Raw genomic sequence first — 19,706 nt, forward strand, 5'->3', positions numbered from 1 at the left:
AAATTACCGGACTGGAGTACGTATAGTAGCCGAACTTTCCCGATAGGGAAAATAAGAGGCAGTGTCAGTGGAAAGGGGTAATTTTATCCCTATGGGGAAAGCGTGGCCGGTGGGTTGTAACGACTCGCTACCTGGGCTCGGGGCACTGCGTAAGTCTGGGCATTGACTGATGGCCCCCACCGTAGTGTAGGCCATCAGTCAATGCCGCTTGAGCCTAACGCTTCTTGCGAGCGGGCTTTTTGTCTCCGGCTCCGGGGTCTGCGCGGTGTGCGGTGCCCGGGAAGTGGGCGCGAACGAGTTCCAGCAGGCCCTGGGTGGAGGCGTCGAAGTCGGCGGCGTTGGCGTCGATGCGCTCGCTGATTTCACCGGCGATGCGCTTGCCTAGCTGTACGCCCCACTGATCAAACGAGTTGATGTTCCAGATCACGCCCTGTACGAACACCTTGTGCTCATACAGCGCAATCAGCGCGCCGAGGTTCTTCGGCGTCAGCTCGTCCAACAGCAGCGTGCTGGAAGGGCGGTTGCCGGGGCAGCTGTAGGGGTCCAGTTGGCTCAGCTCTTTGCTGTCGCCCTGGCTGCCTTCCATGAAGGCATTGGCCTGGGCCAGCATGTTGGTGAGCAGGGCAAAGTGGTGGTCTTCCACGCCCGGCTCCGGCTTGAGCGAAGCGATGAAGTCGATGGGCACGTAGCGGGTGCCCTGGTGCAATAGCTGGAAGAACGCGTGCTGGCCGTTGGAGCCAGTTTGGCCCCATACAATCGGGCCGGTTTTGTAGTTCACCGGGTGGCCGAAAATATCCACCGACTTGCCGTTGGACTCCATATCCAACTGCTGCAGGAAAGAGGGTAACTGGTTCAGCGCTTGGTCGTAGGGCACGATGGCCTGGGTTTCCGCGCCGATAAAGTTGATGTACCAAATGCCAATCAGCGCCATCAGTACGGGCATGTTCTGAGCGAAAGGCGCTTCGATAAAGTGGCGGTCCATCTCGTGAGCGCCTTCCAGCAGCTCGATGAAGCCTTCAAAGCCAATCGAGAGCGCGATGGGCAGGCCGATGGACGACCACATGGAGTAACGTCCACCTACCCAGGCCCAAAACTCGAACACGTTCTCTTCGCGAATGCCGAACTCCATGGCCGCTTTGCGGTTAGTAGAGGCGGCAATAAAGTGCGCGCCCACGTCCGCGTCTTCGCCAGCGTTCTCCAGGAACCAGCGCCGCGCCGTCTTGGCGTTGAGCAGGGTCTCCTGAGTGGAGAAGGTCTTGGTAGAAACGATGAACAGCGTGGTGGCGGGGTCGAGCCGTGAGAGCACTTTCTGAATGTGAGTGCCGTCCACGTTGGACACGAAGTGAAAGTGCAGCTCCGGATGCCGGTATTTCAGCAGCGCCCGCACCGCCATGTTGGGGCCCAGGTCCGAGCCGCCAATGCCGATATTGACCACGTCTTTAATACGCTGGCCGTTATAGCCTTTCCACTCTCCGTTACGCACCGCCTCGGAGAACACCTTGATCTGCTCGCGGGTGCGGGTGATTTCGGGCATCACGTCTTCGCCGTCCACGTAGACCGGCTCGTCGCCCAAATGGCGTAGCGCGGTGTGCAGTACCGGGCGGTTTTCGGTGACGTTGATGATGTCGCCGGAGAACATCTGAGCACGGCGCTGTACCAGAGCCGAGTGGTCGGCCAGTTCGATCAGCTTGGCCAGTACCGCATCAGACACCTGGTGCTTTGAGTAGTCCAGAAAAAGGCCGCCGACGCGCAGGCTCATTTTTTCAAAGCGCTGCGGGTCACTCGTAAAGTAATCACGAATGCGGTCGTTGGCGGTTTTATCGCGCAGGCGCTCTAGGGCCTGCCAAGTAACGCTGCGAGTGAGTTGAAACATAACGGGCGGTCCTATTTGTTTTTACATCGTTGTTTCAGATCAGAGGGGGCTCCAATCGTGATTCTTGTTTATGTAAAAATACTACATATCGGGCGCCATGAAAGCGCTTTGTAGCTTAAGTCGTTAGAAAAAGAGTAATAAAACTAGATTTTGTGCGAGCTGCGTGGCGTGACTGCAAAAAGGGCGGGCCTGGGCCCGCCCCCGCCCCTTGGTAAGGCCAGTGTGCAACCGTTAGCTGGCCACCGCTACCTGTGCAGCACCGCGCTTGATGAACGCATAGCCCAGGCCAGTAATCAAGGAGCCCGCAATGATCGCCCCCAGGTAGAGGAACGCCGGGGTGATGGCGTTGGGGATCAGGAGCACGAAGATACCGCCGTGCGGCGCCATCAGTTGAGCGCCGATCAGCATGGAGAGCGCGCCGGTCACCGCGCCCCCCGCGATACAGGCCGGAATCACCCGCAGCGGGTCTTTCGCGGCAAAGGGAATCGCGCCTTCGCTGATGAAGCACAGGCCCAGCACGAACGATGCCTTGCCCGCTTCCCGCTCAGGGGCAGAGAACTTGTTGCGCGCCACAAAGCTGGCGATGCCCATGCCAATGGCAGGCACCATGCCCGCTGCCATGATGGCCGCCATGGGCGCGTAGGTTTGCGATGCCAGCAGGCCCACGCCGAAGGTGTAGGCGGCTTTGTTGACGGGCCCACCCAGGTCGAAGCACATCATGGCGCCCAGCAGAATCCCCAGCAGCACGGCGTTGGTAGAGCCCATGGAGGAGAGGAAGCCGGTCAGGGCGGCCATGATGGCGGCCACGGGTTCGCCGATCACGTAGATCATGGTCAGGCCGGTGACCAGGCTGGCCACGAATGGGATGATCAGGATCGGCTTGAGGGATTCCACGCTGGCAGGCAGCTTGACGTACCGCGTCACGGCCAGCGCCACATAGCCTGCCAGGAAGCCGGCCAGAATGCCGCCGATGAAACCGGCATCGATATTGGCGGCCAGCATGCCGCCGATCATGCCGGGGGCGATGCCGGGGCGGTCGGCAATCGAGTAGGCAATGTAGCCTGCCAGCACGGGAATCATCAGTGCAAAGGCGGTGCCGCCACCGATCTGCATCAATGCTGCCGCCAGGGTGCCTTCTTCCTGAAACGCTTCGATACCAAACACGAACGACAGGGCAATCAACAGGCCGCCCGCGACGACCATGGGCAGCATGAAAGAAACGCCGGTCAGCAGGTGCTTGTAGACGCCTTTTTCCTTGATCCCCTTTTTGGCCGAGGCGCCGCCAGCAGCGCTGGTGCTATCTTCCACCGCCGCGTCAGTCAGCGCGGCTTCCAGCGTCGGGCGGGGCTTTTTCAGCGCGTTGCTGGTGGAGGTGCGATAAATGCGCTTGCCCGCAAAGCGAGAAGGGTCCACTTCGATGTCGCAGGCCAGCACGACCACGTCGGCGGCGGCGATCTCTTTATCGGTGAGCTGGTTTTGTGCACCCACCGAGCCCTGGGTTTCCACGCGAATCTGGTGGCCCATGGCCTTGCCCGCTTCGGCCAGCGCTTCGGCGGCCATGAAGGTGTGGGCAACGCCGGTGGGGCAGGCGGTGACGGCAACGATGCGTTGGCCGCCTGGGCTGCCAGCGGGGGCCGCTGCGGTGGTGGCCGGGGAGCTATACAGAGGGGCGTCGCGTTTTGCCTGGGTCAAAAACGCCGTAGGGTCGGGAAGGGCGCTGGCAATCGGCGCCTTGAACAGCCGCTTACCTTCGAAACGCTCCGGGGCCGGGACCTGGTCGGCGGCGACCACGATCAGGTCGGCGTTGGCGATCTGTTCGGCGGTGGCCGCCTGCAGAGGGGCAATTTCACCATGCATTTCCACATGGACGTGCCAGCCCAGCCGGGTGGCGGCTTGTTCCAGGCGCTTGGCGGCCAGGAAGGTGGTCGCCATGCCGCTGGGGCAGGCGGTAATCAGGATCAGGTTCATCGCGTGGCTCCCTCGGTGTGGGTGTCGTCAAGACGCCGTACCCGGGTCTGTTGTTGGAGTGAGTCGAAATCGTCGGCGTGGGGGTTGCCCACGCCAACATGGCGAACGGCTTCGGCAGACAGCGCCGTGGCGAAGCGCAGCGTGGCGTCGGGGTCGTGCTGGCTCAGCAGCCCATGCAGCATGCCCGCCACGAAGGTATCGCCCGCACACACGGTGTTGACTGCATGAACGCTGGGCGGCGTCGAGTGCCAAGTGCCGTACTGGCTGGCCCACAAGACGCCTTCGGCACCGGCGGAAATCAGCGCGTGTTCGATACCGCTGGCGTGCAGCCGCTTGGCGGCGGCTTGGCGCTGCTGTTCGGTATCGAGCACGCTTCCTGCCCAGTCGGCCAGCTCGGTTTCGTTGGGTTTTACGGCGGCAGGCTGCGCGGCAATTGCCGTGAGCAGCGCCGGGCCGCTGGTATCCACCCACAGCGGCACTGCGAAACCTTTCAAGAAGGCAAGCAGTTCGCCAAACGCGGGTTGGTCGATGCCGGGAGGCAGGCTGCCTGCGACCACCACAGCCTCAGGCGGCGCGCTACTCTCGAACAGGCCATCGAGCGTGGTGCGTAACGCCTCCAGATGGGCGGCTTCGATGGGCATGCCGGGGCCGTTGATATCGGTCACCCGACCGCTCTGCTCGGCCAGTTTGGCATTGATGCGCGTGCTGCCCGGCACCCGCACGAAGGCGTCGATGACGCTGTAACGGGGGAAGGCGAGGCTGAAAGGAGCGTCGTTCTCTTCGCCCAAAAAGCCGCTGACGACCACCTCATGGCCAAGGCTGGCCAGTACTCGGGCGACGTTCACCCCTTTACCGGCCGCTTCTAGCTGCGCGCCGGTGGGGCGGTTGACGTGCCCCAGCGTCAGCGCCTCCAGATTGAAGGCGAGATCCAGCGCGGGGTTGAGCGTAATACAGACCACGCGTGCCATTAGCGGGCCTCCAGGGCGTCGCGGACGTCGTCGCTGGTAGCTTGGCTCAGCGCCAACTGGGCACTAGCCTGGGCTTGGGCAAGATCAAACTCGCGCAGGCGGGCTTTGACCAGCGGGATTTGGCGTGCACTCACCGAGAGTTCATCGACACCTAAGCCCACCAGAACCGGTACGGCCATGGCATCAGAAGCCAGTTCACCACACACACCGACCCATTTGCCGTGGGCGTGGGCGGCCTCAACGGTCATTTGAATCAACCGCAGTACCGCCGGGTGCAGGCCATCGGCTTGAGCGGATAGCTCTGGGTGGCCGCGATCAATCGCGAGGGTGTACTGGGTTAAATCGTTGGTACCGACTGAGAAGAAGTCGACCTCGGCGGCCAGCGTCGGTGCTAGAAGAGCGCTGGAAGGGACTTCGATCATCACGCCAAGCTGTACGTCGGTGGCGCGCTGCTGCGGGGAGATCTCGTTGAGCAGGCGGTCGTAAATGGCTTTGGCGGCGCGGAATTCGGCCACGTCCTTGACCATCGGCAGCATGATGCGCAGCGGTTTGCCTACGGCGGCCATCAGCAGGGCGCGAAGCTGCGTTTCCAGCACGTCCGGCTGGGTCAGCGCTAAGCGAATACCGCGCAGGCCGAGGAAGGGGTTGTCTTCCTGGGGCACCGGCCAGTAGGGCAGCGGTTTGTCGCCGCCGACGTCCAGGGTGCGGGCGACGAGCGGGCGGCTATTAAGCGCATCGGTGGCTTCGCGGTACTCGGCGATTTGCGTAGCGAGATCCGGCGCGCTCGAGTAGGCCATGAACAGGAACTCGGTGCGCAGCAGGCCGACCCCTTCCGCACCGCGCTCTACCGCATCGGCGGCGTGGGCGGTGTTGCCGAGGTTGGCAGCCACTTCCACCTTGTGGCCGTCGCGGGTTTGCGCCTGTTCGAAGCGTAGCTCCCAGGCGTCCGCTTCACGCTGCTGCTGGTCGAGCAGCTGCTGTTCGGCGCGGCGCAGGCGCTCCTCGGACGGCTGCGAAGTCACGCGGCCACGCTCGCCGTCCAGAATCATCATGCTGCCGTTATGCAGCGCCATCACCGCTTCACCGGCGCCTACGACGGCAGGAATGCCCAGCGCGCGGGCCAAGATGGCGCTGTGGGCGGTGGCGCCGCCGCGCACGGTCAGCAGGCCACGCACGCGGGAGGTATCCAGGCGGGCCACATCGGAGGGGCCGATATCGTCCATGACCAAGATGTAAGGGTGATCAGGCGGCTCGGGCAGGCTGACGTCGCACAAAATGCCTAACACGCGGCGGCCGACATCGCGCAGGTCGGCGGCGCGTTCGGCCAGCAGCCGGTCGGCCAGCATCTCTTGGGCGTGGGCGGCGGTGTCGATGGCTTCCCACCATCCCGCTTCCGCCGAGCGGCCTTCGCGGATGGCGTCGATGGCCGCCTGGTGAAGTTCGGGGTCGTCGAGCATCTCTTCATGCATGGAGAGAATGTCCGCGACTTCGCCGCCGGGCGCTTTGTGTACCAGCGCCTGCAGCTGGGCAGCCCCTTCTTTCAGCGCTGCCTCCAGGCGGGCGATCTCGTCGTCGGGCTGATTGGCGTGCTCAGGATAGTCGAACTGCATCGGGCGAATGACGAACACCGGGGCAATCGCCAAACCCGGCGAAGCGGCCACGCCGGAATGGGGCGTATCGGCAACGAGTGGTTCGACGGCGGGCTTACTGGTGCTAGCGGCTGGGGCCGCGTCGCGACCGCCATCGAAGGGTGTGACTTTCTCACCCAAGCCACTTTCGACGGCGGCGGCAATGGCGTCTAACGCGGCATTTGCCTGTTCGCCCTCGGCGGAGAAAATCAGCCACTGGCCGCGGCGCGCGCCCAGGCCAATCACTTTGGTCAAGCTGGCGGCGGAGACGGTAGTGGCGCTGCCCTCTTCCAGGCGTACGTTGATGGGCATGGGCTGGGCACGGGCGATCTGTACCAGCTGTTTGGCCGGGCGGGCGTGCAGGCCGTGGGGGTTCAGAACGCGCACGCGGCGGGTTTGGGTGCTGGCGGTTTCACCGGCCAGCGCTGCCAGCAGTTGGGCGCTATTTTTGCCCACAAAGCTGTCGCTTTCGCCGTTCTCTAGTACCGCCATCAACTGTTCGAGCAGCGGCCGGTGGGCATCGCCGCTGGCGGCCAAGCAGAACAGCGCATGAACCGGATGACCGCCATGCTCGATGGTGCTATCGGCGGGCGTTGCCACGCCTAGTGCGGGCTGGTTCACCCCTTGGGCGTGGCTTGAAAGCCATAAGCCTTTGCCCAACCACTGGGGCTGGGCGCTCGCCACGGCACTAATAAAGCCGTTATCCACGCAGCCGCTTTGACGCAGCCGGGCCGCGGCCGCCAGGGCCAGTTCCTGCGGGTCGCGGGCGGGGAAGTTAACACACAGCGTATCGGCATCCAGGCGCGGTGCTAATGACGGCTTCGAGAGCAGGCGCGCAACATCGACGGCGGAGCTGGCGCGGGCCAACTCGGTTGCTACGCCGTCGCGGTCGAGGACGTGGGTAAGCTGGCGCAGAATATCCAGGTGCTCGTCGTTTTGTGCCGCTATCGTGACCAGTACGTGAACGGTGTTGCCGTCGTGCCACTGCACCCCTTTAGGGAACTGCAGCACCCGTACGCCGGTACGTTTGACGTGATGGCGGCTTTCTGGAGTGCCGTGGGGAATGGCAATGGCGTTGCCTAGGTACGTTGAGGACTGCGCTTCGCGGGCGTGGAGGCCATCGCGATACTCGGCCGCAACCAAGCCAGCCTCTGCCAGAGCGTTGGCGGCGCTGTCGAGCGCAGCTTGCCAGTTGTCCGCGTGGCGGTCGAGCAAGATGTCATCGGGGCCGAGTGTCAACATAGGGGTCTCCTGTAAACGCGGTCAGGCAACGGCAACGTCTGCGATTGGCGGCGAAAGTGCGCGCATAAAACGTTAGTCGTAGATCGTTAAGGTTAGCTGGATGAATCGTGTCACCTGTGGTTAGTTGGCTATGCTGAATCGATTCACTTTTTGGCACAAGGGTTGTTTCTTTAGACTTTTGTCTGAAGAGGGTAAAACGGCTGCTAAACTGCCGTCTTCATCTAGGGAGAAACCAGCATGACACTTGCCGATATTGCCCGGCTTGCCGGGGTTTCGCGCACCACGGCAAGCTATGTAATCAACGGCCAGGCCGAACAGCGGCGTATTAGCCCGGCCACCATCGATAAAGTGATGGCTGTGGTGCGTCAGCACCGCTATCACATTGACCCCCAGGCCGCCGCGCTGCGCCGGGGCGCTAGCCGATTAATTGGTCTGATCGTCCCGGATTTAGAAAACATCAGCTATGCGCGCCTCGCTAAACGCTTGGAGCGCGGTGCTCGTGAGCGCGGCTACCAGCTGCTGGTGGTGAGTTCCGATGACTGCGCGGATAGTGAGCGCGCGCTGGCCTTGGCGCTGCGCGCCCAGCGCTGTGAGGTGCTGATTACCGCCAGCTGTCTGCCAGAGAGCGACACTTTTTATACGGATTTGGCCGACGAAGGCTGGAGCGTCGTTGGGATGGACCGTGGCCTGACACCCGAGCGTTTTGCCAGCGTGGTGAGCAATGACCAAGAGGCGGCTTACGCGCTGACGCGCTCGGTGATGGGTAGCGCAGCGCGGCGAATCGCGTGGCTGGATGCAATGCCTGAGCTGTCGGTTAGCCGGGAGCGCCGTGCGGGATTCTTAGAGGCATTAGAAGGGCAGGGAGTTGAAGCCGTCACCTTTAGCGGCGAGCGCTATGAGCGTGACGTAGGCGTTGAGCTGGTTAAGCAAGCCTTGGCGGTAGGTGAGATCGACGCGCTGGTCACGGCGTCTTATGCGCTCATGGAAGGTGTGTTTGATGAGCTGCTCGCCCAGGGTGGGCTGCCAGAGACACTTCGGTTAGCCACCTTCGGCGATCATCGCCTGCTAGATTTTCTGCCGCAGCCGGTCAATTCGGCACTGCAAGATTACGACCGCATCGCCGAGCTGACGCTGCAGTGCGCGCTCGGCGCGATGAACGGAAGCTACCAATGCGGTCAGCAGGTGGTGGCACGCCACCTGCGTACTCGCTAAGTAAGAGGTGCGCGCGGCTATACCGTGCGTGCCTATTATACCGTGCGGGCCTTTGCCCAGGCATTCGCGTCTGGAATCGACATATCGTAGCGTTCGGCCAAGTAGGGCGAGGAGAGCAGAAAGTCAGCACTCGCCGCATTACACGCTACCGGCACGTTCCACAGCGCCGCTAAACGCAGCAGTGCTTTCACGTCCGGGTCGTGGGGCTGCGGTGCAAAGGGGTCCCAGAAGAAGATCAATACGTCGAGCTGCTGCTCGGCGATGCGCGCGCCGATCTGCTGGTCGCCGCCTAGCGGCCCGCTCATTAAGCCTTCCACTTCTAGCCCCAGGGCGGTTTTCAGCCGCCCGGCGGTAGTGCCTGTGCCAATCAGCGTGTGCTGGCTGAGTGTGTCTTGCCAGCGCGTCGCCCACTCCAGCATCTCGGTTTTTTTGCCATCGTGGGCAATCAGCGCAATACGCTTGCGCGGTTGCAGCGTGCGCACGGCTTGGCGGGGTGGGCGGGCATCGTTCATGGCATGGCTCTCCTGGTCATTCGCTTGTTATTCATCGTCCGTCGAGACGGTTATTCATTCGGCGTCGACGGCCAGTACTTTCATGGTGTTGGTGCCACCGTGGGCATTCATGTGGTCGCCGCGAGTAAGAATGACATGCTCGCCTGGGCGTGCCAATCCATGGGCTTTCAGCAGCTTGATGGCTTCCTGGTTCACTTCGGTCGCCTCCATGTGCGTGGTATCGAATGGAAGCGAGACCACGCCGCGGTAAAGCGCCATGCGCCGCTGGGCGATGGGGCTATGGGCCAAGCCTACGATTGGCAGGCCCGACCGAATGCGCGAGGCAATCAGCGGCGTGTAGCCGGTGGAGGTCATGCAGGCAATGGCGCGTACGCCGGTCAGATGGTTGGCGGCGTACATGGCGGAGAGCGCAATGGTTTCATCGATCCGCTCGAAGCCTTCATGGATGCGGTGGCCGGAGGCTTGAGCAATGCGCTCCCGCTCGGCACCCAGGCAGACGCGGTCCATGGCTTCGATGGTTTCCACCGGGTAGTCGCCTGCCGCCGTTTCCGCCGAGAGCATGACGGCATCGGTGGCGTCGAGCACGGCGTTGGCTACGTCGAAGACTTCCGCACGGGTGGGGAGCGGCGATTCGATCATCGACTCCATCATTTGGGTGGCGGTGATCACCGCGCGATTCAGCGAACGGGCATGCTTGATAATGCGCTTTTGCGTGCCGATCAGCGCCTCATCGCCAATCTCTACGCCCAGGTCGCCGCGAGCGACCATCACCGCTTCCGATGCTTCGATGATCGCGTCCAAGGTGTCGTCGTTGGCGACGGCCTCGGCACGCTCCAATTTCGCCACCAGCCCGATCTCTTTGCCCTCGTCGCCCAGTAGAGCACGCGCTTCCTGCATGTCGGCGGCGCTGCGTGGGAACGAAACGGCGAGGTAATCCACACCAATCTCGATGGCGGTTTTCAGGTCTTCTTTATCCTTATCGGTCAGCGCTGGGGCGGAAAGGCCGCCGCCTTGCTTGTTGATGCCTTTATTGTTGGACAGCTTGCCACCCACGTGAACTCGGGTGTGAACTTCTTGCCCAACGATAGACGTGACGTCCAGCACGACGCGACCATCGTCCAGCAGCAGACGGTCGCCGGGGGCGACGTCATCGATGAGCGCTTTGTAGTCGCAGCCGACGCGCTCGCTGCTGCCGCCATTGGCATCCAGTGTCATGTCCAGCACGAACGGTTGACCAACCTCGAGGTGAACGGCGCCTTCGGCAAAGCGCGAAATGCGAATTTTAGGGCCCTGCAAGTCGCCGAGGGCGGCGACACTGCGGCCCAGGCGCTGGGCGATCTCGCGGACATCGGTGAGGCGGCGGCGATGATCATCAGCAGAGCCGTGGGAGAAGTTGAGGCGCACCACGTCAACGCCCGCTTTTAGCATGGCTTCCAATACCCCGGGACGGTCGCTGGCTGGGCCAAGCGTGGCGACGATTTTGGTACGGCGTAGGGGAGTCGAGGACGTTGCGCGTGTCATAGGGGCTCCTGGGGGCAGCGTTGCTGAACGTGGCCCGATAAAGGGCGGGTGAATCGTTGATTAAGTATTGGACTACGATAGCCTTTATATAGTAATTTTACTACATATTGGATAGTTATTAGCCTTTAGGGGCGGTTATGGCAGGTTTTGATCGGCCTATAGGTGATTAAAGACGTATTTTTAGTAATTTTTTTACTGGATACGCCATCGACGACCACTGCTTGATAGAGGTGCTACCATGACAATAAGAGTTGCCATTAACGGTTTTGGACGGATCGGCCGCAACGTGCTGCGCGCACTGTATGAAAACGGCTACCGTGATCGCGTTCAGGTCGTTGCGATCAATGATCTGGGTGACCCTTCGCTTAATTCCCATCTACTGCGTCATGATACGGTTCACGGTCACTTCCCCTTCAGTGTCGAGCATGACGCCGAAAGCATCAGCGTAGATGGTGATCGTATTACGATCTCCTCCGAGCGTGATCCAGCCAACCTACCCTGGGCGTCCATGGATATCGATCTCGTCATGGAGTGTACTGGTCTGTTCACCAAGCGCGAGGCGGCTGCCAAGCATATTGCTGCGGGCGCCAAGCGTGTGCTGATCTCAGCTCCCAGCCCGGACGCGGATGCCACCATCGTTTACGGCGTGAATGACCACATCCTCACCGCTGAGCACACTGTGGTGTCCAATGCGTCGTGCACGACGAACTGCCTGGCACCGGTTGCCAAAGCGCTGAACGACGCTGTTGGTATCGAAAACGGCCTGATGACCACGGTTCATGCCTACACCAACGACCAGAATCTGTCGGATGTGTACCACTCCGACCCCTACCGTGCCCGTAGCGCTACCCACTCCATGATTCCGACCAAGACCGGCGCTGCCGCTGCAGTAGGTCTGGTATTACCTGAGCTGGCGGGCAAGTTCGACGGCCTGGCCGTGCGCGTACCGGTGATCAACGTCTCTCTGGTGGATCTGACTTTCACGGCAGGACGTGATACCACCAAAGAAGAGATCAACGCGATCGTCGAGAAAGCCGCCGCAAACTCCCCTGTCCTGGCGGTTAACGCCCAGCCGCTGGTGTCTATCGACTTCAATCACGATGCGCACTCGTCCACCTTTGACGCTAACCATACTCGCGTTAATGGTCGTCTGGTGAAGATCATGGCGTGGTACGACAACGAGTGGGGCTTCTCCAACCGTATGTTGGATACCGCCATCGCGATGCAGAAAACCGCCAAATAACGCCTGTTTGATCTTTAAGGGCAGGTATCGCCCAGCAGCAGCTCGGTTTTGAGCAGCTGCTGGGTTTTTGGTATTCGGCCTAAAATCATTTTGGCCGCCACGCGTCCTTTACCTGCGCTGTCCTGGCGTACGGTGGTTAAGCGTGGGGCACGATATTGCCCTTCGGCAATGCCGTCAAAGCCAGTAATTCGTAACTCCCCTGGGACGTGAATACCTCGCTGCTCTGCTAGCGTTAGCGCAGTGAGCGCAATTCGATCTGACATGCATAGCAAAAGGTCAGGGCGCTGCTCTGCGGGCTGATCGAGGATCTCGGTAATCACCGGCGAGCACACGTCAAATACGTTCTCTTCAATATTCCACAGCGGAACCTGTTCGGTATCAAAGCCATGTTCGGTGAGTGCGGCATGAAAACCGACCAGGCGTGCTCGGCTGATCGTGCTGCTGTCGGGAAGCAACGTATGCGCCTTCGTTACTCGGCCATTACAGGGCTCTCTGGTCAGCCGCAGGTTGATGATGGCAGGCCGGGTAGGACGCTGTTTAAGGGCATGCATGGCCATGGCGTAGCTAGCGTCGCGGTCATCGATGTGCACCGTGGGGTAGCCGTCGATATCGAAGTCTACCGAGACCAGCGGACGCTGCGACGGCAGTTCGTTCAGCAGTTTATTGTTGGGCATCAGCCCGTAAACGATAAATCCATCGGCGATATTAGCCGATCCGGGTGGCTGGGAAGCGTGGCCTCGGCCCGGTAATAGCAACATGGTATGGCCGTGGGCATCCAGCACTTCGGCCACGCCGGAAAGAAACTCGCTAGCAACGGCATCGTTCAAGCTGTAGGTCAGGCTTTCGGCCAGAATCACCGCTACGATACTTGAACGTCCGGTGCGCAGGCTGCGCGCTTTGGCGTCTGGCCCGTTGTAACCTAGGCGCTTGGCTTCTTTGAGGATGCGGTCTCGTAGTAGGGGGGAGAGCTGGTCGGGTCGGTTAAAGGCGTTGGAAATCGTCGCGGTTGAGACGCCGAGTTCGAGTGCAAGGTCCTTTAGGGTCATTCGGCGAGGGGCGGTCACGGTGCTTCCTAAACAGGTGAAGAGTATGGGCGGAGAGAGTGCGTTGCCTGGGCGGTATTTACAACGCAGGCTAATTATTTACTTGTAGTGCACAAGAATAACGGCCTTGATAGTGTGACGACTACCCTCTTTGAAAGGTTGTCTCACCCAGCCAAGGCCGTTATGGGTCTTTCTATCAGTACTTAAGCTGCCGAGCGGGTTGCGGAAAGCGTCAGTGCGCTGCCGCTTTCGTCGAACAGGTGCACATGCGCCTTGTCGGGCACCAGCGATACCTGCTGGCCCTCTTTCCACTGGCTGGGCGCTTCGCTGCGATGGATCAGCAAGGTAGAGCCCTCTTTCGGCTCCAGATAGACGTAGACCTCGTTACCCAGGTACTCAACGTTGACGATATCAAAGCAGTTATCGCCCTGAGGTGCTTCCAGGCGAAGGTGCTCGGGACGCACGCCAAGTGTGAGCGAGGTGCCTTTCGAGTAAGCGTCGCCCGCTTGGGGCAGCGATATTTCTCCCACTCCCGCCGCTTTCACTCGGCAGCCGTCGGCGGTGCCGCTCAGTAGTTCGGCGGGCATAAAGTTCATGGTGGGTGAGCCAATAAAGCCGGCTACGAATTTGGTGGCCGGACGCTGGTACAGCTCGTGGGGGCTGCCCACTTGCTCGATATGACCCCGGTTGAGCACCACGATCTTGTCGGCCAGGGTCATGGCTTCGATCTGGTCGTGGGTGACGTAGATCATGGTAGAGCCGAGACGGTTATGCAGGCGGGCGATCTCGTTACGCATCTGCACCCGCAGCGAGGCATCCAGGTTGGAGAGCGGCTCGTCGAACAGCAGAATGCGCGGCTCCCGCGCCATGGCGCGGCCCATGGCCACCCGCTGGCGCTGGCCGCCAGAGAGGGCTTTGGGTTTGCGGTGCAGCAGCTCTTCCAGCTGCAGGATTTTGGCCGTGCTCATTACCCGCTCGTGAACGGTCTCTTTGGCAGTGTTGGCCAGCTTTAGGCCAAAGGCCATGTTGTCGTAGACGGTCATGTGCGGGTAGAGCGCGTAGGACTGAAACACCATGCCGACGCCGCGCTCGCGGGGGGGCAGGTCGTTCACCACGGTGCCGCCAATGTTCAGGTTGCCATCGGTGATCGATTCGAGCCCGGCAATCAGGCGCAGTAGGGTGGATTTACCGCAGCCGGAGGGACCCACGAACACGACGAACTCGCCGTCGCCAATGGAAAGATCGACGTCTTTGATGATGTGGTCGCGGCCAAATACCTTGTTGACCTTCTCAAGCGTAACACTTGCCATGGTAACTCCTTACCGACCTCGACCGGAGCGGGTCGGCTATCGTTCTTAACTGTTGTGGGCGGCGTTTAGGCAACCTGCATAAAGGCGGCTTGGTACGCGGGCAGCGTGAGTGTGCTGCCGTCTCGCGTGGCGGTAAAATGGGCGACCGGCAAGTCGCTGGCGACCTCCACGGGCAGGGTGGTTTGCTGATCTTGCCCGGTCAGGTTGAAAACACACAGCAAGGTCTCGTCGCCTTTTTGACGGGTAAAGCCGAGCAGGTCGTCACCGACGTCGACCAACGATAAATCGCCATCGAAGAGGGCGGGGTGGCGGCGACGGAACGCTAGCAGGGCGCGTACGGTGTTGAGTGTGGCGTTGGGGTCGTCTTGCTGGCGGCTCACCGCCAAATCCAAGTGACGAGCTTCCATGGGCAACCACGGCTCTACTGGCGAGAAACCACCCTGATCGCCGTCTGTCCACGGCATGGGCGTGCGGCAGCCGTCGCGGCCTTTGAACTCGGGCCACAGCACTTTGCCGTAGGGGTCTTGAATGCGCTCGAAGGGCACGTCGGCTTCGGGTAGGCCCAGCTCTTCGCCTTGGTACAGGCACACGCTGCCGCGTAGCGAAAACAGCATGGCCAGCATGACTTTGGGGTAGGCATGCGGGTCTTCGTCAGCGCCCCAGCGTGTCGCGCTACGCACCACATCGTGGTTGGACGTGGCCCAGCAGGGCCAGGCGTCGCCCGCCAAGCGTTGGAAACGCTCGATCACTTCGCGCAGGTAGCTGGCGGAGTGGGGCATGTTGAGCAGGTCGAAGGTGTACGCCATGTGCAGCTTATCGCCACCGGCGGTGTACTCGGCCATGCGCTCTAGCGGATTATCGTCGCCAATCTCACCCACGGTGGTGGTGCCGGGGTACTCATCCATCAGCGCGCGCAGGTCTTTGAGGAAGTCCAGATTTTCCGGGCGGCTGAGGTCGTAGACATGGCGCTGCCAGGTATAGGGGTTCGCTTCCGGTGCCCCCAGGGTTTTGGCTTCGCCTTTGGGCACCGGCGGGTTGTCCCGCAGTTCGGCGTCGTGGAAGTAGAAGTTGACCGTATCCAGGCGGAAGCCGTCTACGCCCAGGTCCAGCCAGAAACGCATGTTGTCGAGCTGCGCCTGACGCGCTTCCGGGTGGTGGAAGTTGACGTCCGGCTGGCTGGTCAGGAAGTTGTGCAGATAGTACTGCTGGCGGCGGGAGTCGAAGGTCCACGCCGAGCCGCCAAAAATCGACAGCCAGTTGTTGGGCGGCGTGCCGTCGGGTTTCGGGTCGGCCCATACGAACCAGTCGGCTTTAGGATTGGTGCGATCCTGGCGGCTCTCCTGGAACCAGGGGTGCTGATCGGAGGTATGGCTGATCACCTGATCGATCATCACTTTCAAGCCCAGCGAGTGAGCTTTTTCCAGCAGCGCCTTGAAGTCTTCCAGCGTGCCGAACATCGGGTCTACGTCGCGGTAGTCACTCACGTCATAGCCGAAGTCGAGCATCGGCGAGGTGAAAAAGGGCGATAGCCAGATGCCCTCCACGTTGAGGGAAGCCACGTAATCCAGCTTTTCGGTGATGCCGTTCAGGTCGCCCACGCCGTCGCCACGGCTGTCCAAGAAGCTACGCGGATAGATTTGATAAATAACGCCGCCGCGCCACCACATCATGTTGTCTTGCATTACTGTGTTCCTTAAAAACGGTTGCTGAGTTTGATCAGCGAATTCATGGGACCATGGTGTGAAGGCGGTTAGCCCTTCACGGCACCCGCGGTTAGGCCGGACACAATGCGGCGCTGGAAAATGATGACCAAAATCACCAGCGGTACGGTGACCACGACGGAGGCTGCCATGATCGGCCCCCAGGGCAATTCATAAGCACTGCCGCCCGAGAGCAGGGCGATGGCCACAGGCACCGTGCGCTGGGCATCGGTGAGTGTGAAGGTCAGCGCGAACAGGAACTCGTTCCAGGCGGCAATGAAGGCCAGCAGTCCGGTGGTGGCCATGGCGGGCCACATCAACGGTAAAAACACTTTGGTGATGGTGACCCAGGGAGTGGCACCATCCATGATCGCGGCCTCTTCCAGCTCCATGGGCAGCTGCTTCATGAACGTGGTCAGTACCCAGACGGTAAAAGGCAGGGTGAAGATGGTGTAGCTGAGGATGAGGCCTGCCGGGTTGTTGTAGAGGTTCAGCGCGCGAATGACCTCGAAGAGCCCCGACAGCACCGCCACCTGGGGGAACATGGAGACCCCGAGGATCACCAGCAGCACCGTGGAGCGACCGCGAAAACGTACCCGCCCAAGCGCATAGGACGCGGTAATGCCCAGCAGCAGCGCGATGAATACCACGCTGAATGCGATGACGATCGAGTTGAAGATCGCCCTCACGAAGCTCGATTGGCTAAAGATCTGTACGTAGTTGTCCAGATTCCAGGTCGAGGGCCATAGCTCCACGCGAAACAGGTCGCTGGAGGGTTTGAGCGAGGTGATCACCGCGTAGTAGAACGGGAAGACCGCGTACACCATGATGAGCGCAATCAGCGCCCAGAAGCCGACGCGTTTGGCTATTTTGGCTAGCTGACGAGTGGTCATCAGTCACCTCCCAGTTGGATCTTGTTGCGGCCCAGATAAAGGTAGGCAATGGTGGCCAGCGCGATGATCAGGAACAGCAGCGTGGAGGCCGCGCTGCCGTAACCGACATCCTGAAACTCGACGAGCTGCTGGCGGGCGTAGACCGACATCGACATCGTGCTGGTGGAGTTGGAGGTCAGTACGTAAATCACGTCGAATACGCGCAGCGCATCCAGCAGGCGGAAGATCACCGCTACCATTAGCGCGGGAGTGATCAGTGGCAGCGTAACCTTGAAGAACACCCGAACGGGGTGAATGCCATCCACCTCGGCGGCTTCGTAACAATCTTTGGGCAGCATCTGCAGTGCGGCTAGTACCAGCAGCGCGACAAAGGGAATGGTTTTCCAAACGTCCACCATGATGACCGCCCACATGGAGTAGGTGGCGCTGGCTGTCCAGGCGATGGGATTATCAATAATGCCAACCACCATCAGCAGGTGGTTAATGATGCCGAACTGGTCGTTGAGCATCCATGCCCACATCTGGGCAGAGACAATGGTCGGGATGGCCCAGGGGATCAGCACCGCGGCCCGGACGATCACCCGGCCCTTGAATTCGGCATTCAGAATCAGCGCCACGATGACACCGAAGATGACTTCCAGTGAGACGGACACCACCGAGAAGTAGACCGTGTTCCAGACCGAGCGCCACCAGATGGGGTCGGCCAGCACGCCAAACCAGCGACCATCGTCATACACCAGATAGTTTTCGAAACCGATCAGGTTGGCCGCGCCCAGGTCCGATAGCGATGCGTCGGTAAAGCTCAGAAAGAACGTCCGCAGCAGCGGCCAGCCAGCGACCAGAGTCAGGGCGATCAGCATGGGGGCCAGGAACAGCCAGGCCGCCTTGACCCGTTGGCGGCGCACCTTGGTGCCGCGCTGGCGCCTTGGGGGCGCTATGGAACGCGCCCCGAAGGGCGCGTCGTGGTGAGAAGTGCTCGGCATGGGGGTCTCCGCAATTACCAGTTACGGCGCTTCAGGCGCAGCAATTCGCCTTCCAGGTCGGCAACTCCCTGGGCGCCATCCTTGTTGCCGGAAAGCACGTCATGGGTGGTGCTGAAAAAGGCGTTGCTGACCCGGCCATAGGCACCGCCGGTAGGTGCAGACGGACGCGCGACGGCATTGGTGAACGTGTCGTAGAGCGTGCCGAAGAAGGGCACCGCTTCCAGTACTTCCTGGTCCTGGTAGAGCGCATCGATGGTGGGGTTGTAGGACGCCTGAATGGCGCGACGTTTCTGCTCTTCTTCACCGGTCAGGTAAGCCACCAAATCCGCCGCAATGTCAGGATGCTCGCTGTAGCGCGACACGGCCAGGTTCCAGCCGCCCAGGCCCGCAGCGCTTTGGCCCTCTTCACCGCCAGCAGGCAGCTGCACGACGCCTACTTTGCCGCGCACGTCGCTGTCATCGCTTTGGGCCAGCGCCCAGGCGTAAGGCCAGTTGCGCATGAAGACGGCATTGCCGCCCTGGAAAACACCCCGTGCTTCCTCTTCGGTGTAGTTCAGCACGCCTTCCGGGGAGATGTCGCCGATCCAAGAGGCGGCCAGATCCAACGCTTGGGCAGCGCGCTCGTTGTTGATGGTCACTTCGCCGTCGTTATCGACCACGGTACCGCCGCCAAAGCTGGCGACCCATTCCAAGGCGTTGACGGTCAGCCCTTCATAGGCGCGCCCTTGGAATACGAAGCCTTGCATGCGGTTGTTGCCCGCTTCACGCTCAGCGTTTTGAATATCGCGCGCAATCTCAGTCAGTTCTTGCCACGTGGTGGGCACCTCGTGGCCATGCTTTTCCAACAGGTCTTCGCGGTAGTAAAGCACCCCCGCATCGGTAAACCAGGGCATGGCGACCAGACGATCATCGATGGTGTTGTTGACCACGATCGTCTCGAAATGGCCCGCGGCTGCGTCGTCACCCAATACCTCGCGAAGATCGAGCAGGTGATTGGCCAACAGGCCGGGCCATACCACGTCAATCTGCATCACATCGATATCGCTGGAGTTGGCGGAGAGAATTTGTTGATAGAGAGACAGGCGCTCGGTGGACGAGTTGGGCGTTGAAACCACATCGACGCTGTGGCCGGTTTTCTCTTCCCAAGCGCGCACGCCTTCTTGGCAAAGGGTCAACTCTGCACCAACCGCACCACAGGAAATCGTCAGTTCGACCGCCTGGGCAGACCCGGTAGTACTGGCAAGACTGGCCAAAGCGATAGCTGAAGTGAGTAGTGTCTTTTTCATTACGGCGTTCCTCGGCGTTTATTGTTGTGGGTGATGGGGTGTCAATGCGCTCATAGCGCCTACTTAAACGATTAAGTGCGCTGCCAGTTAGCCGTCTGTCGTCGTGAAGTTCAATAGAGACTTTTGTCTAATCTATTTCAATTCGGTTTCTCTAAGATAAATAGTGCTTTAGACATTGGTCGATAATTAGTAAAAGCTTGTTGGTTTACTATCTCTTAATCGATTAAGTTTTAGTGGCTGTCGCTCTTCGGCTCAAAACAGAAGTTGCTTTGCAACATTCAAGGGAAGGCGGTGCCTGGAGTCAGCGTCACGATCAGAACAATA

14 protein-coding genes are annotated in these 19,706 nt (G+C 60.7%); 2 read left to right on the forward strand and 12 right to left on the reverse strand.

Going from position 1 to position 19,706, the window contains the following annotated elements; all coding sequences use genetic code 11:
* Positions 1-214: 214 nt before the first annotated feature.
* The 4 genes from pgi to ptsP all read right to left on the reverse strand — a co-directional run bounded on the left by pgi (position 215) and on the right by ptsP (position 7,679).
* Positions 215-1,873 carry a glucose-6-phosphate isomerase gene (gene pgi / locus RVM27_RS15815; RefSeq protein ID WP_498956956.1) on the reverse strand — a complete coding sequence of 553 codons (1,659 nt, stop codon included), beginning with the start codon at positions 1,871-1,873 and terminating at the stop codon, positions 215-217.
* A gap of 231 nt (positions 1,874-2,104) precedes the next feature.
* Positions 2,105-3,841 (reverse strand): PTS fructose transporter subunit IIBC, encoded by a 1,737-nt coding sequence (locus RVM27_RS15820; protein WP_498956957.1) that lies wholly within the window; start codon positions 3,839-3,841, stop codon positions 2,105-2,107.
* Complete coding sequence (gene pfkB, locus RVM27_RS15825; RefSeq protein WP_498956958.1) at positions 3,838-4,809, reverse strand: 1-phosphofructokinase family hexose kinase; 972 nt, start codon at positions 4,807-4,809, stop codon at positions 3,838-3,840. The genes RVM27_RS15820 and pfkB overlap by 4 nt, the downstream gene beginning before the upstream one ends.
* On the reverse strand, positions 4,809-7,679 hold the full coding sequence (gene ptsP, locus RVM27_RS15830; protein WP_498956959.1) for a fused PTS fructose transporter subunit IIA/HPr protein/phosphoenolpyruvate--protein phosphotransferase: 2,871 nt from the start codon (positions 7,677-7,679) through the stop codon (positions 4,809-4,811). The genes pfkB and ptsP overlap by 1 nt, the downstream gene beginning before the upstream one ends.
* Positions 7,680-7,916: 237 nt before the next feature.
* On the opposite strand from ptsP, the gene cra reads away from it, so the two are divergent.
* Entirely contained in the window at positions 7,917-8,891 is a 975-nt protein-coding gene (cra, locus tag RVM27_RS15835; protein WP_287804937.1) for a catabolite repressor/activator, read from the forward strand.
* Positions 8,892-8,926: 35 nt separating this feature from the next.
* Here the strand turns inward: cra and RVM27_RS15840 are convergent, their stop codons facing one another.
* Both RVM27_RS15840 and pyk read right to left on the reverse strand, forming a co-directional pair.
* Entirely contained in the window at positions 8,927-9,403 is a 477-nt protein-coding gene (locus RVM27_RS15840; protein WP_062374559.1) for a methylglyoxal synthase, read from the reverse strand.
* Between the two features lie 54 nt (positions 9,404-9,457).
* The gene (gene pyk, locus RVM27_RS15845) at positions 9,458-10,924 is read right to left on the reverse strand and encodes a pyruvate kinase (RefSeq protein ID WP_498956960.1); all 1,467 of its coding nucleotides are present in this window, start codon (positions 10,922-10,924) and stop codon (positions 9,458-9,460) included.
* A gap of 238 nt (positions 10,925-11,162) precedes the next feature.
* On the opposite strand from pyk, the gene gap reads away from it, so the two are divergent.
* The gene (gene gap, locus RVM27_RS15850) at positions 11,163-12,167 is read left to right on the forward strand and encodes a type I glyceraldehyde-3-phosphate dehydrogenase (protein WP_230834777.1); all 1,005 of its coding nucleotides are present in this window, start codon (positions 11,163-11,165) and stop codon (positions 12,165-12,167) included.
* A gap of 14 nt (positions 12,168-12,181) precedes the next feature.
* On the opposite strand, the gene RVM27_RS15855 is transcribed toward gap, so the two are convergent.
* The 6 genes from RVM27_RS15855 to RVM27_RS15880 form a co-directional block, all read right to left on the reverse strand.
* Positions 12,182-13,213 (reverse strand): LacI family DNA-binding transcriptional regulator, encoded by a 1,032-nt coding sequence (locus RVM27_RS15855; protein WP_498941717.1) that lies wholly within the window; start codon positions 13,211-13,213, stop codon positions 12,182-12,184.
* A 200-nt stretch (positions 13,214-13,413) separates the two neighbouring features.
* Positions 13,414-14,520: an ABC transporter ATP-binding protein gene (locus RVM27_RS15860; protein WP_498956961.1), complete on the reverse strand. Its 1,107-nt coding sequence runs from the start codon at positions 14,518-14,520 to the stop codon at positions 13,414-13,416.
* 65 nt (positions 14,521-14,585) lie between these two features.
* Complete coding sequence (locus tag RVM27_RS15865; RefSeq protein ID WP_498956962.1) at positions 14,586-16,202, reverse strand: alpha-glucosidase family protein; 1,617 nt, start codon at positions 16,200-16,202, stop codon at positions 14,586-14,588.
* A 68-nt stretch (positions 16,203-16,270) separates the two neighbouring features.
* A complete protein-coding gene (locus RVM27_RS15870; protein ID WP_498956963.1) occupies positions 16,271-17,113 on the reverse strand; it encodes a carbohydrate ABC transporter permease in 843 nt (280 codons plus the stop codon).
* Complete coding sequence (locus RVM27_RS15875; RefSeq protein ID WP_498956964.1) at positions 17,113-18,096, reverse strand: carbohydrate ABC transporter permease; 984 nt, start codon at positions 18,094-18,096, stop codon at positions 17,113-17,115. The genes RVM27_RS15870 and RVM27_RS15875 overlap by 1 nt, the downstream gene beginning before the upstream one ends.
* A gap of 14 nt (positions 18,097-18,110) precedes the next feature.
* Positions 18,111-19,382, reverse strand: coding sequence for an ABC transporter substrate-binding protein (locus RVM27_RS15880; protein ID WP_498956965.1), 1,272 nt, complete (start codon positions 19,380-19,382; stop codon positions 18,111-18,113).
* Positions 19,383-19,706: the final 324 nt, after the last annotated feature.

It is taken from the genome of Halomonas sp. KM007 (assembly GCF_050709225.1).
Classification (GTDB): Bacteria; Pseudomonadota; Gammaproteobacteria; order Pseudomonadales; family Halomonadaceae; genus Vreelandella; species Vreelandella hamiltonii.

What these genes read in the sequence shown, in the direction of transcription:
- pgi (WP_498956956.1), bottom strand. Translation starts at nt 1,873, where the DNA reads ATGTTTCAACTCACTCGCAGCGTTACTTGGCAGGCCCTAGAGCGCCTG.
- RVM27_RS15820 (WP_498956957.1), bottom strand. Translation starts at nt 3,841, where the DNA reads ATGAACCTGATCCTGATTACCGCCTGCCCCAGCGGCATGGCGACCACC.
- pfkB (WP_498956958.1), bottom strand. Translation starts at nt 4,809, where the DNA reads ATGGCACGCGTGGTCTGTATTACGCTCAACCCCGCGCTGGATCTCGCC.
- ptsP (WP_498956959.1), bottom strand. Translation starts at nt 7,679, where the DNA reads ATGTTGACACTCGGCCCCGATGACATCTTGCTCGACCGCCACGCGGAC.
- cra (WP_287804937.1), top strand. Translation starts at nt 7,917, where the DNA reads ATGACACTTGCCGATATTGCCCGGCTTGCCGGGGTTTCGCGCACCACG.
- RVM27_RS15840 (WP_062374559.1), bottom strand. Translation starts at nt 9,403, where the DNA reads ATGAACGATGCCCGCCCACCCCGCCAAGCCGTGCGCACGCTGCAACCG.
- pyk (WP_498956960.1), bottom strand. Translation starts at nt 10,924, where the DNA reads ATGACACGCGCAACGTCCTCGACTCCCCTACGCCGTACCAAAATCGTC.
- gap (WP_230834777.1), top strand. Translation starts at nt 11,163, where the DNA reads ATGACAATAAGAGTTGCCATTAACGGTTTTGGACGGATCGGCCGCAAC.
- RVM27_RS15855 (WP_498941717.1), bottom strand. Translation starts at nt 13,213, where the DNA reads ATGACCCTAAAGGACCTTGCACTCGAACTCGGCGTCTCAACCGCGACG.
- RVM27_RS15860 (WP_498956961.1), bottom strand. Translation starts at nt 14,520, where the DNA reads ATGGCAAGTGTTACGCTTGAGAAGGTCAACAAGGTATTTGGCCGCGAC.
- RVM27_RS15865 (WP_498956962.1), bottom strand. Translation starts at nt 16,202, where the DNA reads ATGCAAGACAACATGATGTGGTGGCGCGGCGGCGTTATTTATCAAATC.
- RVM27_RS15870 (WP_498956963.1), bottom strand. Translation starts at nt 17,113, where the DNA reads ATGACCACTCGTCAGCTAGCCAAAATAGCCAAACGCGTCGGCTTCTGG.
- RVM27_RS15875 (WP_498956964.1), bottom strand. Translation starts at nt 18,096, where the DNA reads ATGCCGAGCACTTCTCACCACGACGCGCCCTTCGGGGCGCGTTCCATA.
- RVM27_RS15880 (WP_498956965.1), bottom strand. Translation starts at nt 19,382, where the DNA reads ATGAAAAAGACACTACTCACTTCAGCTATCGCTTTGGCCAGTCTTGCC.